Annotated in this window: 11 protein-coding genes and 1 tRNA gene; 6 read left to right on the top strand and 6 right to left on the bottom strand. The window is 35.5% G+C overall.

From position 1 onward, the window contains the following. Positions 1-698: 698 nt before the first annotated feature. Complete coding sequence (locus ACFILA_RS04510; RefSeq protein ID WP_007347852.1) at positions 699-1,013, top strand: helix-turn-helix domain-containing protein; 315 nt, start codon at positions 699-701, stop codon at positions 1,011-1,013. Here the strand turns inward: ACFILA_RS04510 and ACFILA_RS04505 are convergent. Both ACFILA_RS04505 and ACFILA_RS04500 read right to left on the bottom strand, forming a co-directional pair. Then, positions 937-1,119: a hypothetical protein gene (locus ACFILA_RS04505; protein WP_273790801.1), complete on the bottom strand. Its 183-nt coding sequence runs from the start codon at positions 1,117-1,119 to the stop codon at positions 937-939. The two genes, ACFILA_RS04510 and ACFILA_RS04505, sit on opposite strands and share 77 nt — an antisense overlap. Before the next feature lie 1,702 nt (positions 1,120-2,821). Then, positions 2,822-2,898: transfer RNA gene (locus ACFILA_RS04500), tRNA-Ile, on the bottom strand. 170 nt (positions 2,899-3,068) lie between these two features. On the opposite strand from ACFILA_RS04500, the gene ACFILA_RS04495 reads away from it, so the two are divergent. Next, a complete protein-coding gene (locus ACFILA_RS04495) occupies positions 3,069-3,812 on the top strand; it encodes an SIMPL domain-containing protein (RefSeq protein ID WP_273790802.1) in 744 nt (247 codons plus the stop codon). A gap of 27 nt (positions 3,813-3,839) precedes the next feature. Here ACFILA_RS04495 and ACFILA_RS04490 read toward each other — a convergent pair whose 3' ends face one another. The 3 genes from ACFILA_RS04490 to dnaG all read right to left on the bottom strand — a co-directional run bounded on the left by ACFILA_RS04490 (position 3,840) and on the right by dnaG (position 9,257). Continuing rightward, positions 3,840-4,301 carry a YcgN family cysteine cluster protein gene (locus tag ACFILA_RS04490; RefSeq protein WP_273790803.1) on the bottom strand — a complete coding sequence of 154 codons (462 nt, stop codon included), beginning with the start codon at positions 4,299-4,301 and terminating at the stop codon, positions 3,840-3,842. A gap of 612 nt (positions 4,302-4,913) precedes the next feature. Continuing rightward, entirely contained in the window at positions 4,914-6,929 is a 2,016-nt protein-coding gene (gene rpoD, locus ACFILA_RS04485; RefSeq protein ID WP_273790804.1) for an RNA polymerase sigma factor RpoD, read from the bottom strand. Between the two features lie 390 nt (positions 6,930-7,319). After that, positions 7,320-9,257 (bottom strand): DNA primase, encoded by a 1,938-nt coding sequence (dnaG, locus tag ACFILA_RS04480; RefSeq protein WP_375660733.1) that lies wholly within the window; start codon positions 9,255-9,257, stop codon positions 7,320-7,322. Between the two features lie 135 nt (positions 9,258-9,392). Between dnaG and ACFILA_RS04475 the strand changes: the two genes are divergently transcribed. The 4 genes from ACFILA_RS04475 (at position 9,393) to ubiC (ending at position 15,075) form a co-directional block, all read left to right on the top strand. Then, positions 9,393-10,610, top strand: coding sequence for a mechanosensitive ion channel family protein (locus tag ACFILA_RS04475; protein WP_375631190.1), 1,218 nt, complete (start codon positions 9,393-9,395; stop codon positions 10,608-10,610). Positions 10,611-10,680: 70 nt separating this feature from the next. Beyond that, positions 10,681-12,372: a Na/Pi cotransporter family protein gene (locus tag ACFILA_RS04470; protein WP_375660732.1), complete on the top strand. Its 1,692-nt coding sequence runs from the start codon at positions 10,681-10,683 to the stop codon at positions 12,370-12,372. A gap of 857 nt (positions 12,373-13,229) precedes the next feature. Continuing rightward, a complete protein-coding gene (locus ACFILA_RS04465; RefSeq protein WP_273790808.1) occupies positions 13,230-13,481 on the top strand; it encodes a GlsB/YeaQ/YmgE family stress response membrane protein in 252 nt (83 codons plus the stop codon). 1,087 nt (positions 13,482-14,568) lie between these two features. Continuing rightward, positions 14,569-15,075 carry a chorismate lyase gene (gene ubiC, locus ACFILA_RS04460; RefSeq protein ID WP_375660731.1) on the top strand — a complete coding sequence of 169 codons (507 nt, stop codon included), beginning with the start codon at positions 14,569-14,571 and terminating at the stop codon, positions 15,073-15,075. Between the two features lie 675 nt (positions 15,076-15,750). Here the strand turns inward: ubiC and ACFILA_RS04455 are convergent. Then, the gene (locus tag ACFILA_RS04455) at positions 15,751-16,203 is read right to left on the bottom strand and encodes a GatB/YqeY domain-containing protein (protein ID WP_273790810.1); all 453 of its coding nucleotides are present in this window, start codon (positions 16,201-16,203) and stop codon (positions 15,751-15,753) included. Positions 16,204-16,394: the final 191 nt, after the last annotated feature.

Below are 16,394 nucleotides of genomic sequence, written 5' to 3'. Positions count from 1 at the left end.
TACACAACCATATGTTAATGCATTGTTATAAATAACAATATCATTGTAAACACAGACTTCATTATAAACCGCAGCATCATAAAAACACACTCATCCCCATAAGGGCATTGATCGAATGTATAATTCTACCAAACAACCACCTTTGTGGATCAGATTACCTTCCTGTTTAATAAAATATCCAAGATCACTTTTTTGATATTTCCCAATTTTTTAATGCATATATACGATATACCATCTGATAGTGATCTAATTTATTACAATAAAGGAGAAATCAGTATTCTTTGCCTATGAATTTACATTTTTTCTACAGCCATTATCCTATCTCTTAAGGCTCTAAAGCTTCGTTATATTCACATACTACCTCAACGCAGAATTTTTTTACAAATTCTGATGTTGGGGTATATCTTGATTTATAATGCTGCTACGTATACTATCACAGTGAAATCTCATAAACATACGAGTGTGTATCGCCCTTTCTGGTATACACATTTACTTTTTCACAACCGTGGAACTAAGCAACCATTTTTATTGATTCGAATCTGAAAGTGTATGGGGACATTTTGTTATTAGTTAAAAACAACTCTATATGCTTCCTTAGCGAAGAGCTACACATGGATATTTTCACGCTCCTTGTATCATATATTCTGGATTCGCAACGCAATATTAACGCTATAGCGTAAATATGTAAAGGTCTAAAAATGACAAAGACTGAAAAAGATTGGTTCCAACGCTTAGTTGAATTGATAAAAAGTGACGGACGAACAATGATTGAAATAAGCAGAGCTGCAGGCTGTGGACAAAATTACGTCCAACAAATGATAAATGGGGGAAAGAGGCCTTCTGTAGATAAACTCATGGCTATTTTGAACACACTGGGAAATGCTAGTGCCATATATGTAATAACTGGTTTCAACATCTCCGATGAAGATTTAAAACTCATAACTTTGATTTCGTCTGGAGATAAAAAGAAGATTGAAGCCTTAAATGTTCTGTTGAATGAGCAGAATCTGTAGAATTTTCTACTTTATCCAATATCGCTTGCTTTTGAGACGTCGATAAAGACTCCCATTTCACAATAATATCAGATAAAGTTGTTTCAAATTTTTTATCATTCTTCATAGTCATACTCCATGTAGTCAAACTATATAACGCTAAAGCGTTCAAATATATCTCATACCTTAGAAAAAAATATTTGCAATAGGCAGTATGGAAGCAATTGTGTACAAACTTATTTTACAAAATCAGATGAAGTTCTATTAGTCATGTACCATGGTGAAACAAAAGGCATCACACGATCCAGACCTTACTTATGAAAATTGGTATAATCTATCAAAAACGCGAATAATGTTACGCAGATCTTGCGATTCGGACCAATGAAAACTAATGTGAAAATATCCCTGAAGACACTCCTGAACTCTATATAAGAGAACACGAAAAAGCTTTTTGAAAAAATACATCACAATTTTATTCTACATAGCACTATCTATGTTTTTTAAACAATATTGCAAAGCAAGAATATAACAATGTTATAGGAATAAATTCTTATAAACAGAGCCACACTACCTAAAACTCTGTAACACGTTTACAGGTAACCTCCCCTCTAAACACACCTTGTAAATACTAATATAAGTCTCTATCATGAGCAAAAATAATACTATTAAAAAATAAAACGAATCACCACGCACAATCTTTGTACGTAAATTGTATGCAGATTTACAACAAGAGAGAAATTCCCTTATGCAAATGAAGAATTATATTTTCAAAGTATGATTTTGAAGACGAAGTGTACTTTTACAAAAAAATCCCCCTCTCTGCCAATACTTTTTCATAAGAGAGAAAACTCATAACAAAGATAAAACTCTCTACACGATCAATACGAGAAAAAGGTTAGCAATACAAAAAAGTGGTAGGTTTACCGCAATATTGCCAATCCCTTATGAGAGTAAAATTAAAAAAGACATCTGCTCTTCAATAATAATTCGGATCACATGAAAACTCTATAATTTGAACATTAAGAAAAAAATACACAAAGATAGAAAATGGCATTTTAACGAATTTTTTAATATCATAGAAAACATTTCTTACAGAATAATAAAATGCTTATTACAATAAAATCTGGATGATGCAAAGCGATAGAAACAATCACTCAATTGATTTTTCAAAGAACAATTGATGAAATTCTTTTCAAAGAACACGCCTCCGTCACTATGAACAATATTTCTCAAAAATCAAATAGAACTCCTTTCTTGGGAAAAAGAAAATATCAACAAATGTTATCATCGTTGACCCCATGATACATATGAACGCCTATAGATCACATTCTCTTATATACAACCTTTCATCACAATGATGCTATTCGAACGTCTAAAAGACATTAACATCACTTAGAAAAAAGCAAATTTACACTAAATGTTTTTTGAGCCATTTGTTCTGAACAGGTCCAATCTTTAAAATTTGTTTTATTGAGATCTGTTTATTTGCAGAACAAGTATAAATAAATTTATCTAATGAAGCTTTTAGTCTTCTATTTTATGAAGCACATCACACAGGAAAAGTACAAAACAGTATATGAATTAAGCAAGTAAATAGCGACACATATCAGTTAATCAAAATGCTACAATGTTGCAAATGAGAGAACTTCTTTGATGAGACTAAAAAAATATACCCTCACTTTATATTAAAGTGACTGAGAGAAAAAAATGAAACAAACAACGACTAAAGGATTTTAGAACAAACAGGAAAATAAATAAAAAAAACGAAAAAGGTAGAATCTCAAAACTTTTATATAAGCGATCCATTTTTCTATTGGATATTTCCCTATTGGTGGGCCCGGAGGGACTCGAACCCCCAACCAAGCGGTTATGAGCCGCTGGCTCTAACCAATTGAGCTACAGGCCCCACATAGGTTGTTTCTCTCTAAACTAAAATGCCCTATGATACAAGAGCTGACAAAGATTATAACCCATCTTTTTCTCTTTTCTATTGGTTTTTTTTTCAGTGCTCTAATTTCTTTACAAAAACTCTTAAAAATGAGAGAATAATTAACTGACAAATATAAAGGTATAGATATGATAGAAAAGAAAATTCAACCACTGAAGGGTTCTCTGGTTAAAACAGTTATATTAGCATTTACACTCTTAACCACATCGTTGACTGTACGTGCTTATGCTGAAGAAAATAAAATGAAAAATGCAACAATTACAGTGACAGCAATCGGAGAAAGTCAAGCCGCACCGGATATGGCAATTATTAATCTAGCCGTTGTTACCTATGATAAAACTGCCCAAAAGGCATTAGCTTCCAATAATCAATCCATCAATGATATTATAAAAGCTTTTAAAAACAATGGTATCCAAGCAAATGATTTGCAAACATCAGGCTTATCCATTTATCAGTCAACCTCTGATAAACAGCACGAAAAAAAGAATAATGAAAAACTCTATCATGTTTCAAATTCTTTAACCGTACGCATTCGTGATCTTACCAATGCTGGTAAAATCTTTGATCAAGCGATGTCACTAGGTGTTAATTCAGTTAACGGCATTACTTTTACCAACGCAGATACAAAGCCATTTTATCAAGAAGCACGTAAAAAAGCCATTACTGAAGCCATTGAAAAAGCGCAAACGATAGCGCAAGCGGCCGATTTAAAATTAGGAAAAATTATTGAAATCAATGAAAAGGATGATTACTATCACCCAACACCACGTCTCATGAGTAGAGCAGCAGATGTAAGCTACGCAAATACAAATTTTGCAGGTGGTGAGTTAAATTATAACGTGAGCGTCACTGTAGTCTTTGCGATCGATTAAGTCACAAACAGTTGTATAAAAATTACATTACTGGCCTTCACGTAGAAGACCAGTAATGTGATAAAGATATTCTTCCTCAGATAATAATTCGTCTTCGTAAACCTCTATTTGTCCGCGTGCAGAAATACGCGCTGTATGTACCGTCTGACAATCTCCTGATACTAATGGATGCCACCAATGAAGATCTTTTCCCTCATAAATTAATCTATAAGCACAACTTTCTGGAAGCCAACGCGCTGTTTTAACTGTCGTAATGTCTAGCGACATACAATCTGGTACAATTGATTTACGATGAGCATAATCTCGACACCTGCAAGTTTCCCCATCTAAAAGACGACAAGCAATACTGGTTGCATAAAGGTCACCCGTATCGTCGTCCTCAACTTTATGGAGACAACAACGGCCACAGCCATCACAAAGGCTCTCCCACTCAGAAATGGAAATCTCTTCTAATTTTTTTACTTTCCAAAAGGGGAGTTCTCCACTCATAAACTCAGACACACCTTTTTTAATTAAGACGATCTATAAAAATAAAACGTTTAATTTCTATAATTTCATCTATTTCTGTCTCTTAAAAAGATTCAACTCAATGTATACTTTAAACCATGTTCTTAAAATCTATCTGAATAAAAAGAGAATATTCAAAAAATAGCGCATATAAATGAACATAACCTATTGAAAAATCTCTTTATAAACTGACAAAGAATAAAATGCGTCACCTAAAATGATAGAAAAATCCCGCAAAAGAATACACATTTTTCATCAAAAAGTCCGTATGTTGCAATATAAGTTTATTCCTAATAGATCCCATTTCTTAAAAAACGAGCTGCGCTATACGCAAAGTAATGTTTTTATCGTTCATTTCTTGAAAGCCCCCCTCTCTCTACTCCATAAACACCCTTTGCCCTATATCTATTCTTTTGAGACAGAGAAGTATAAAGCCCCAAAGCTAAGAAAAACATTAAACATCGCAAACTTTCTAGATTATTCAAATTCTTCCCATGTTTTTCTCAAGAAAGTATCCAAGTACAACATGACGCACCTCCCCCCCTTCATTAAGAAGAAAGAGGAAGTTATTAAAATGCACAAGAATTCCTTTATTTAAGAATCGAGAAAACTGCGCAATTTTCGTGAACGGCTAGGATGTTTCAATTTACGAAGTGCCTTTGCTTCAATCTGACGAATACGCTCTCTTGTAACTGAAAATTGTTGTCCTACTTCTTCCAACGTGTGATCTGTATTCATCCCTATTCCAAAACGCATCCGCAAAACACGTTCTTCCCGCGGTGTTAATGAAGCAAGAACGCGTGTTGTCGTATCTCGCAGATTAGCTTGGATAGCTGCATCAATTGGTAATAACGCATTCCTATCCTCAATAAAATCACCCAAATGGGAATCATCTTCATCACCAACAGGCGTTTCGAGAGAAATAGGTTCTTTTGCAATTTTAAGAACTTTTCGTACTTTTTCTAACGGCATAGAAAGCTTGCTAGATAATTCTTCTGGTGTTGGTTCTCGTCCAATTTCATGGAGAATCTGACGCGAGGTACGAACGATTTTATTAATTGTTTCAATCATATGAACAGGGATACGAATTGTACGTGCCTGATCAGCAATTGAACGTGTAATAGCCTGACGAATCCACCATGTTGCATAAGTTGAAAACTTGTAGCCGCGCCGATATTCAAACTTATCCACAGCCTTCATCAAACCGATATTGCCTTCTTGAATAAGATCAAGAAACTGCAAACCACGATTAGTGTATTTTTTTGCAATTGAAATGACAAGACGCAAATTAGATTCTACCATCTCTTTTTTCGCAATAGTTGATTCGCGTTCACCTTTCTGCACCTGCATAACAATCCGACGAAATTCACCAATCGAAATAGCCGTTTCTTGCGCAAGATTTTGTATCTCACTTCGCAGTTTTTGGATTTCTTTTGCTTCACGCACCGAAAACTCTTTCCAACCAGGTGTAGGCAAAGCAGCAATATAATTCATCCAATCTGCGTCCAATTCACGCCCTTGGTATTCTTTTAAAAAGTCCTCATGGCCAATGCCATAGCTATTGGCAATCCGTTTCAGCTTACCTTCATTATGAATCAATCTCTTATTGATGTCATAAAGCTGTTCAACCAAAGCTTCAATACGATTTTGGTTTAAAGAAAGAGATTTTACTGCTTGAATCAACTCACCCTTTAATTGAATATATTTCTTCTTCTGAGAAGAAGTAAGGGCCCCCTCTTTACGCTCTGCCAAACTGCTTTCAACATGCTGATCTTGTAATTTTCGTAATTTCACATAGGTTTGAGCAATAAAATCCAATGTTTCCATAACTTGAGGACAAAGCTCATTTTCCATTGCAGCAAGCGATAAGTTAACATCGTCATCGTCTTCTTCATCATCGTCTTCAATATTTCTCTCTCCTGCGCTCTCCCCCATATTACGTATACCAGAAGACATTTTTTCTTCTACCGTCTTATCAACTTCACTTCGCTCAATAATAGGAGCCTGCTTTGCTTCTGGACCAGCATAAGTCGTTTCAAGATCAATAATTTCACGAAGAAGAATACGCTGCTCTTTTAACTCGTCACGCCAGATAATAAGAGCCTGAAAAGTCAAAGGACTCTCACAAAGTCCCGCAATCATTGTCTCACGCCCTGCTTCAATACGCTTAGCAATGGCAATTTCGCCTTCCCGCGAAAGAAGCTCAACAGCTCCCATCTCACGCAAATACATACGCACCGGATCATCCGTACGATCTGTTACTTCGCGTTTATTCGTTGTCGTTGCAATTGCGTGGCTAGAGGCTTCTACTAAATCACCACCCTCTACCGTAACTTCTTCTTCATAATTTTCAGACTCAACTTCATCCTCATCATCCACAACATTAACCCCCATCTCAGAGAACATCGCCAAGATATCTTCAATTTGTTCGGATGTAACCTCGTCAGAAGGAAGAACTGCATTGAGTTCATCCATTGTTACGTAACCATTTTTTTTGGCAAGCTTAATCATTTTCTTGATGGCATCATCAGAAAAATCAAGAAGAGGACTATCCAAACTCGCTTGGCTTGTTACTTCTGCATTATCTTTCTGTTTAACCTTTGTTGCCATACCATAACTCCACTCGATCACTTCACAGTTTCCATGTAACCATAGTTTCCATGTGACCAGTTTGTTTGTTCTCACTAAAATCTACCAATAGTTACTCATATATACTTCCTTTTAAGAGATTACTATTGGAAAGAATACATTTTGTATATGCCCTGACATCCAGACAAACTCGACATCCAGACAAAAACGCGGGAAAACTCCAGAAGTTTCCCCGACACCTCTCAGCCCTTCTGAGATAATCTCTGTACCCTATCGTAAGAACCAATTTCCCGCTTTTCCTAAAATTTACCCGCTTTTTCTAAAATTTAATTGTCATCTTTATAAAAATGTCACTCCACATAAAGTTCCTCATCTAAAATTTAAGTGACTGATTCGCATTAAAAAAGCGAATCATTTTATCGTATCTTGTGTATTCCCGTCTATTTTTTCATCCAACCAACTTCCAAACCCTTCAATTAACGCTTCTGTTGCCTGCATCTGCTCCAGCTCATTTTTTACCTCACGAAGCAGATCAAAAACCTCACTCTTAGGATTTTCTACAAGTTGCTCTTCAATATCCTGTAATCTCTTATGTAGGTGGTGTTCTTGAAGATGCAAGTAGACAGCTTGTTTTAATATAGCACGTGCATCTTCTATAGGGGCTCCACCAAGGATAATACGCATACCAATATTTTGCACAAGATGTTTCATACGCTCTAACAGAGCTTTTTGTTCTCTTTTCTCTAAGAATGCAACCATCGTCTCTTTATCATGAAGCTGTTGGTCCCCAAGAATTTCCAACATAGCTTGATGAAGAGTTATCAATTGAGTATTTTTTAATTCTAACTCAGAAAGAATTTCAAAATTTTCATACCACAACTCAGGATAGTAAGCTAAAGTGAGTAAAATCACTGCTTCACGCAAAGGAATAGATTGCGAAGAATTTCGTACTATTTCAGAATTTGCTAACAGAGAAAAGGTTTGATCTTTAAAGGTCCTATTTGGTGAAGATTGATCATATCGCCCTCCCCCCTTTTTTTTCGAAAAAGAGGGACGAAAAAAATCAAAAAGGCGTTTTTTTACATCTTGCAAATAATAACGGCGGACATCTTCATCCTTAATCGTAAAAATTTGTTGTTTCAGTTGTTTTTCTAGCGCTGCTCGTGTCTCTGGAATTTCAAAATGCTTTCCATAGGTAGCTCGCCACCATAAAAGCTCACTCAAAGGAATTGCCTTTTGCAAAAAAGAAGAAAAAAGCTGTGCTCCACCAGCACAAACAATTTCATCAGGATCTTTCCCTTGTGGCAACAAAACAAAGCGTACACAAACCCCAGCCTTTAAAAGAGGCAACACACGATCAGCAACACGAAAAGCAGCTTTTAAACCAGCATCATCACCATCAAAACACAAAATGGGCTCCTTCCCCATCTGCCATAAAAGCTCAATTTGCGCTTCCGTTAATGCTGTCCCTAAGGGCGCTACGACTCCTTCAAAACCAGCTTTAGTCAATGCAATGACATCCATATACCCCTCAACAACAAGAAGTGAATGAATTTTTTCATCGCCAACAAAGCGACTATTTTTGCGAGCTGCTGCCGCGTTATAAAGTATATTTCCTTTATGAAACAGCACTGTTTCAGGGCTATTGAGATATTTTGCTCGTGTCTCTTTCTCTAATGCACGCCCTCCGAAAGCCACCACACGTCCGCGCAAATCTTCGATAGGAAACATAATGCGATTTCTAAATCGGTCATAAGAATCCGCGCTCTCCTCATGCACTGAGAGAAGCCCACATTCTTCCATTTGCTTTATTGAAATGCCCCGTGCACTCAAAGCTTCTTTCAAAGCTGTACGCCTTACCGGTGCAAAACCAATGCGGAAACGCTCTACAAGCTTTGGTGTAACACCACGTGCATCCAGATAACGACGTGCTTGCGTACCTTCTTTATCGCGTAAATTATATTGGAAAAAATCTGTAGCAATTTTCATCACATCATAAAGGTCAGCTTTTTCCAGTTGACGTTTATGACTTTGTGAATCCAAAATAGGGAGTTTTATTCCCGCAAAATCAGCCAAACGCTCTACACTTTCTGAAAAGTGCAATCCATCAAGCTCACACAAAAAGGTAAAAATATCTCCACTTACACCACAACCAAAACAATAATAGCGCCCTTTATGATCATCACAATGAAAACTTGGCGTTTTTTCACCATGAAATGGACAGCAACACCAAAAGTCTCCCCGTGAAGGCTTACTTTTTCGAGGATCAAAATCCACCCGTTGCCCAATCACTGTTGAAATTGGGAGTCTCGTACGCAGTTCATTAAGGAAATCGGGCGGAAAACGCATTATCTCTCACAGAGTTTGAAAATTCTTTTTTGCATATTTAACGACTTTAGAGCATAATTCCAATACTTCCTCTTAAGCAGTTGTAAAATTTTAAACCCTCAACTGCATATATTTTTAGAAATGGAGAATAAAAAAGTGATCGAATTTATTGTTCAATATCCGTGGTTAGAGGCTATTTCTTGGCTTATTATTCTTACTATAGCTGCCCTTTTAGTGAACTTTCTAGGACGAAAATTACTTATTCACGGAGCAAAAAAACTCTCTTCTTTTCTCCCCAAAAACACAACGATCGATATTAATAATGCTATTCAATACATGGCAAATATCACTTCAGCTTTTATTCTTTCAATTGGTGTTAATTTTATTCCAACATTGCCCGATGCATTTAGCACTGTCATCGGTAATGTTGCCAACGCCTTCATTATCTTTTTTGTTGTCCTGACAATTTCTTCCTGTCTCAATGTCATTAACATCCTTTACGAACAACGACCAACAGCACGACTAAAACCAATAAAAGGTTATATTCAAATTGCTAAAATTGCACTTTTTGCTGTTGCAACAATTTTAATGGTTGCTACATTGATTGACCGCTCCCCTCTTATTCTCTTCTCCGGTCTTGGTGCAATGGCCGCGGTTCTCATGTTAATTTTTCAAGATACGCTCCTTTCTCTCGTTGCCGGTATTCAAATTTCATCCACTGATATGGTTCGCGTTGGAGATTGGATTGAAATCCCCAATCTCGGTGCCGATGGTGATGTTATTGAAATTGCCTTGCATACTGTTAAAGTTCAAAATTTCGACAACACCATCACCTCAGTTCCTATCCGTAAACTTGTGACCGACCCTTTTAAAAATTGGCGTGGCATGCAAGAATCAGGTGGCAGACGCATCAAACGCTCCCTTTTTATTGATCAATCAAGTATCCATTTTCTCACAGAAGAAGAACAAAAATATCTTTCTCGATTTAATTTATTAGAAAATTATTTCACGCAAAAAGTAGCAGAAATTGATCAATGGAATGCTCAATTAGATAAAAATCATGATGTCTTAGCCAATACGCGCCGTTTAACCAACATTGGAACTTTTCGTGCTTATGTTTTTGCTTATCTACAACAGCATCTAAATATCAACCCTAATATGACCTATATGGCAAGGCAATTACCTCCTACAGAAAATGGTTTACCCTTAGAAATCTATTGCTTTACGAACACCACCGTTTGGATAGACTATGAACAAATTCAAGGCGATATTTTTGATCACCTTTATTCTATTCTGCCCTGTTTTGGTCTAAAGGTTTTTCAAAATCCAAGCGGTTATGATTTTAATCAAGTATTAAAAGCAAAAGTGAAATAAAAACAATAAACTTCAATTTATTAATTTTGAAGTAACCACATTCACAACAACAAAGAAAGAATAAAGTATCATGAATGGTTCATTGGTACTCCTTCATCTTGCCGGCGCTATTTCTTTACTTCTCTGGGCCACACGCATGGTGCGCACAGGAATTGAACGCGCCTATGGTGACAGACTTAAATATAAAATGTGCCACGTCATTTCAAAACCATTGTTTGCTGTAAGTTTTGGACTTTTTACAGCAATGATTTTACAAAGCTCTACAGCAATAACGCTCCTCGTTGGTTCTTTCGTTGAATCTGGTTTTGTCTCTGGAGTAGCAGGACTTATGGCTGTACGTGGAGGAGAATTAGGGTCAGCAATCGTTGTAAAAATTCTCACCTATGACCTCACTCTTGTTGTGCCCTTGTGTCTTTTAATTGGCACTTGTATCTTCATGACAACAGAAAAACGTGAATGGCGTCAAATAGGACGTATTGTCATCGGTATTGGTCTTTTAATTTTATCTTTAGAGATGATAAGTACAGCGACAGAACCTTTACGTGAAAGCGAGATTTTGCCTAGCATCATTCGTTATCTTTCAACCGATCCTGTTTCCTCTTTTTTGTTGGCTGCTGGCTTAACCTACCTCTTACATTCATCCATCGCAGGAATCATTTTGCTGGTCAATTTTGCCAATTACGATCTTATTCATACGCAACTCTGTGTTGTCATGGTTCTTGGTGTCAACTTTGGCTCTTCTCTTATAGCACCACTTTTAACGCGCAACGCCTCTCCTAATACCCGCCTCGTTCCCTTAGGAAACTTACTCATGCGTGGGGCCGGTTCAATCCTTATACTTATCTTATTTCTCTCCTTTCACCCTCCCATCACATGGCTTGGCAATAACGCCCCTACTCAAGTAATCAACGCCCATATCATTTTTAATGTTTTCATTCTCCTTGCTGGAATACCACTTTCAAAATGGGTTTTAAAATTAACCACTCAGATCGTGAATATAAGTGCAAAAAAAATGCAAGCTAACAAAACGCTCAATTTATCCGATCAAACAGCTCTTGATGACAGTGTTCTTGAACGCCCAACTCTCGCTCTCTCAAATGTCATGCGTGAAGTCATTCATATTTGTGATCTTGTAGACATCATGCTAGAAAAAATCATGGGACTTTATGAAAATCCTGACCCCAATATTATTCGTGAACTCAACCAACTCAACACCATATTGGACAAAAAACATATCGCCATCAAACTTTATCTTGCACAATTAGCGGGACAAAAATTATCTGACGAAGAAGCTTTTCAAACGCAAGAACTTCTAGGCGCCTGTATAAAATTAGACCAAGCAGGCGATATCATTATTCATAATATGCTGATGCTGGTTAAAAAGAAACAACAAAAAGGTTTACAGTTCAGCAGCGAGGGCTGGAGTGATCTCCTTCGTTTCCACGCCATTGTACTAGCCAACGCGCATATAGCATTTAACGTTCTCGTCTCACGTGATACACATACTGCACACCTATTGGTACAAAAAAAAGATCAACTACGAAACTTAGAAAAAGAGATGAGTTTAAAACATTTTAAACGTCTGCGTGAAGGGGATATCAAAAATGTAGAATCATCCAGTCTTCATCTCGACACTGTGCGCGACCTCAAACAAATCAACTCTCTTTTGACCTCAATGATCTACCCCATTTTAGAAGAACAGGGACTTCTTCAAAGTTCTCGTCTACGCACCCCTGCTGAAGAACAAACAGAAAAAACTTAAACTTTTCAAATAACTTGAATAGAACACACATCACATCGATTATTCAATTTTGAATATGGTCAAGATATTGATTTAATCAAAACATCTTATTATTTGACAATTTAAATGAGCTTTCTTCATCGTAAATTTCTTTCATTTAAAATCTATTCATGATGAATTGCTCAAAGTCATTTGCTTGCACATTACAAACAAAGCAGCATGTAGAATAGAACTCTTGAAGAAAGACATAAAAATGCCTAACCATCTCAAAGCCAAGACTGTTAAACACATAAAGAGTAGGTCAAGAGTATGATAGTTCCAACCTAAACTCGCCTTGTAAAAAGGGGATCGCTTCACAGTAGCAGCAAAACAGAAATGCTCTATAAGGAATGCAAAACCCCACAAAAATGCAATATTTATATCAAGATCTGTAGAGGTTAAACCTATACAGCCACGCTATAACGTGTCAACAAAGCAGTTTTAATTTCAAACATCATTGATATCAATTGGCAAGCTCCAAACTTTTAAATATCCATTTTACTTATTGCTTTAATCACAGTTGTTTTTTTCAATTTAAGAGAGAGCTTTAAAAAGCTTATAAATACACTTTATGAGTTCTTAAAACATTTTCACTAATATTTTATTATTTTATTCGTATTTCTAAATTAATTAATTTGTTTATAAATTAAAATGTATTATATATTTATACTTATTAAGTATTATTATGATACAAATGTGAATATTATTTTAATATAAAGGAAAGTAATAAGTAAAATATCTAAAAGCAATATCCTTTCCACTGGGTAAAAAAGGAATAAACCTTGATTTTTACAAAGTTTACTCTAGTTACAATTTAAATTCAGGCAAAGGAGGGTATCATGGAAAATGCAAACATCGGCTGGATTGCAGCTATTGTCATTGGCGGGATTGCAGGTTGGGCTGCACAGTATATTATGAAAAGCCAAACAGGAATATTGTTGAATATTATCTTAGGGATTATTGGCGCTGCGCTAGCAAGCTTTCTTTTTAGTCTTTTAGGTGTAAGTTTTGCTGGTTGGCTTGGCTATCTTATTTCAGGTTTTATAGGAGCCTGTATTCTTATATGGATAGGACAAAAAATTCGATCATAGAGTATTTATTTTTTACACCTTTTGGAATTCAATACAAAACTAGGAAACAACTAGCAGAGTTTGAAATATTTTCTTGTAACTTGGTGTTACCAATTTTGATATGATGGTGAGATGCTTAAGCTGCGATTTTAGGCATACACCATCACCGTATTATAAAACGAAATGCAGTACAGAACTTTATAACGCACCATTTCATACCTATATAAACTTACGCATATCAGGAGAGATATGTTGCGTTATTTTAACGAAATACGAACTGATTTTTGTACCACGTGCGCAAATCCAGCATATCTCACTGTAATAACAATTCATAAGGTTACAAAAATCACTAACGATGATTAAAAATTCTACCGTATAATGCTTAATAGCTTACACTCTATCAACAATGCCCTTTTTACCAAGAAAACTCGAAGAGCTTTTTTGTATCTTAAGAAATAAAGAGAAACGGTAAGAACAAAATGATAAAGAATTTTTTCTAATCTATGAAAGAAAATAGTATATAAAATAAATATGAAATAATATTAATGTAACTTTATTATAGAATTACTACAAATTATGTTATGTGAAGTAATTTTTAACAATATAATGTATTTTAAAGTTTTCAAAAATATATGCATTAATATAAATTTCTTGATTATAAAGAATACGATCCCCTTTACATCTCAATTCAAAAGATTTGAATACCTCTTCACTTTCTAAAGTATAAAATAAAGTTTTGTTCCTCTTAAAACTTCCTCTTTATATCATCTTGCATAGATGAATTTTTAGCTCTTCTTTATATGCGTTACAAACGAATTTTAAAGTACGAAACATTTTTCCCATTGCTCTCATGCGATAAAGAAATTTCCGTAACGCATTGTGAAAGCGCCTTGGATAAAACATAATACCTTATTTTGCTTTTTTAATGAAAATAATCCTATAATATATACTTCCCGCATATCTTCTTTTAAAGACCTTTGCAATCGACTTTCCCTTTGATATCTTCCTGTTAAAATCTTGCTGCTTTTATACTCCTTGTATTACAATAGAGCTATCTATTTAACCCAACATAACATATGGAATAAGACTTTAGCTGTGGAGTAAAACGATGTCTGATCTTGAAGATTCCATCTTACCGCCTCTAAAGTGGTTCTCTGATCAAAATCCTCCAATACCAGAAAACGTTCGCGATTGGCTCATGGAATCGGGCTCGATGACGCTTCGATTAAAGAAATATTGTACCTGCCTCCAAGTTCAACCACAACGCGAATGTTTTATTACGCAAGATAAATTAACAGAAGAAGCAGAGCATCTCCCCGAAAGTGCGCGTTATTGGCTACGCGAAATCATATTAATGGGAGATAATAAACCTTGGCTCCTTGGACGCACTGTAATTCCACAAGAAACCCTCCTACACAATCAAGCCTTGATGCATTTGGGAACTGTACCTCTAGGACATTATTTATTTAACAATGACAAATTAACCCGCGATTACATTCATATTGGTCAACAAGGTGCACTATGGGCACGCCGTTCCCGTTTGCGGTTAACGGGTAAGCCATTGTTGCTAACTGAACTATTTTTAACAGATTCACCACTGTATCCCCACAAATAGAGGTTACTCATTTTATTCTGCATAACTTATAGATTTCATATAGCTTATAAGGGATTTAATCAGAGAAAAGAATTTCAAAATTATCTCAAGAACACATTAAAAACAAAGACTTCTTTTCAAAATATCCTTTTATTTCATAAACTCAGCTTAAAAATGTCTCCCCTAGAAAAAACGTTCTAAAATTCTGATTTTCTTATCATTAAAACCAGCACTTGAATTAAAAAGATACACGCCATATTGATAAAACCATCTATATTTAAATTTCTTACCGAATAATCACTACTCTAAATATGGTAACTCTTTATCAAACAAATGCTTTGAAACAGCAAAAAAGACAATAATACACTCCCCAAAATTGGAAATCTGTATCAATTAACTTAATCATCCTGTTTAAAATTTTTAACAGTGCAAATAATAGATCTTTTTTAAAAAGTAAAAACTCTATAACCTTTTTGTTTTTTAATGATCTAACAGCTTTGAAGAACAGAAAAATATAATACATAAAAGAATGTTTATTGCTCTATGAGCTCCAAAAAAACTTCGTTGATTTCAAAAAAATATTTTTTTGATAATAGTATGTATATAAAAAATAAATGATATTTATCAACATCCTACTGATTTATAAAGGTGACGCACAATAAAAAATATTTTCTCATCCCATTGAATTAACAAGATCTATTGCAATTTTTTACGAAGACTATTGCACACTTTAGAAAAATTCATTTGCCCCGCATACCGTTCCTTAAGCCACGCCATCACCTTACCTATATCGCGTAATTTTTCAGCCTTTGTTTGTGCTAAAGCTTCACAAAGAACCTGTTCTACTTCCATCTCCTTAAGTTGATAGGGAAGAAATTCACGAATAACTTCTATTTCTGCTTGTCCTCTCTCTGCCAATTCCAAGCAACCAGACTCTTTATAGGCTCGCATCAATTCTTCACGCTGTTGAAGCATTTTAGTGAAAACAGACTGTATCTGCTGATCATCCACTTCTAGCTTCCCCTCATCATAATAAAGAATATCACGATCCCTAACTGCAGCATTCATTAAACGAAGTGTAGCAAGACGCGCACTATCTTGCACTTTCAAAGCAGCCCTAAGAGCCCCATCAATCTGGTTACGCAACATAAATTTATCCAATTTTGTTCAAGAAGAATATGCCTTTTAACCAATCTTTATCCATCTTGCAATGGAAGATAAAAAAATAATTAAGGACTCGATCTTCGAAAAGCTAAAACAAGACTTTACCTCTTCATGGAATGTACTTATACTGCCTATTTCAAGCGAAACGTTACCAGAATAATATACACAGCATCTGT

Source organism: Bartonella sp. CL71SXKL, from assembly GCF_042194935.1.
Lineage (GTDB): Bacteria > Pseudomonadota > Alphaproteobacteria > Rhizobiales > Rhizobiaceae > Bartonella.
This window is presented reverse-complemented; position numbering and strand designations above follow the sequence as displayed.

What these genes read in the sequence shown, in the direction of transcription:
- dnaG (WP_375660733.1), bottom strand. Translation starts at nt 9,257, where the DNA reads ATGCGTTTTCCGCCCGATTTCCTTAATGAACTGCGTACGAGACTCCCA.
- ACFILA_RS04470 (WP_375660732.1), top strand. Translation starts at nt 10,681, where the DNA reads ATGAATGGTTCATTGGTACTCCTTCATCTTGCCGGCGCTATTTCTTTA.
- ACFILA_RS04510 (WP_007347852.1), top strand. Translation starts at nt 699, where the DNA reads ATGACAAAGACTGAAAAAGATTGGTTCCAACGCTTAGTTGAATTGATA.
- ubiC (WP_375660731.1), top strand. Translation starts at nt 14,569, where the DNA reads ATGTCTGATCTTGAAGATTCCATCTTACCGCCTCTAAAGTGGTTCTCT.
- rpoD (WP_273790804.1), bottom strand. Translation starts at nt 6,929, where the DNA reads ATGGCAACAAAGGTTAAACAGAAAGATAATGCAGAAGTAACAAGCCAA.
- ACFILA_RS04465 (WP_273790808.1), top strand. Translation starts at nt 13,230, where the DNA reads ATGGAAAATGCAAACATCGGCTGGATTGCAGCTATTGTCATTGGCGGG.
- ACFILA_RS04495 (WP_273790802.1), top strand. Translation starts at nt 3,069, where the DNA reads ATGATAGAAAAGAAAATTCAACCACTGAAGGGTTCTCTGGTTAAAACA.
- ACFILA_RS04455 (WP_273790810.1), bottom strand. Translation starts at nt 16,203, where the DNA reads ATGTTGCGTAACCAGATTGATGGGGCTCTTAGGGCTGCTTTGAAAGTG.
- ACFILA_RS04505 (WP_273790801.1), bottom strand. Translation starts at nt 1,119, where the DNA reads ATGAAGAATGATAAAAAATTTGAAACAACTTTATCTGATATTATTGTG.
- ACFILA_RS04490 (WP_273790803.1), bottom strand. Translation starts at nt 4,301, where the DNA reads ATGAGTGGAGAACTCCCCTTTTGGAAAGTAAAAAAATTAGAAGAGATT.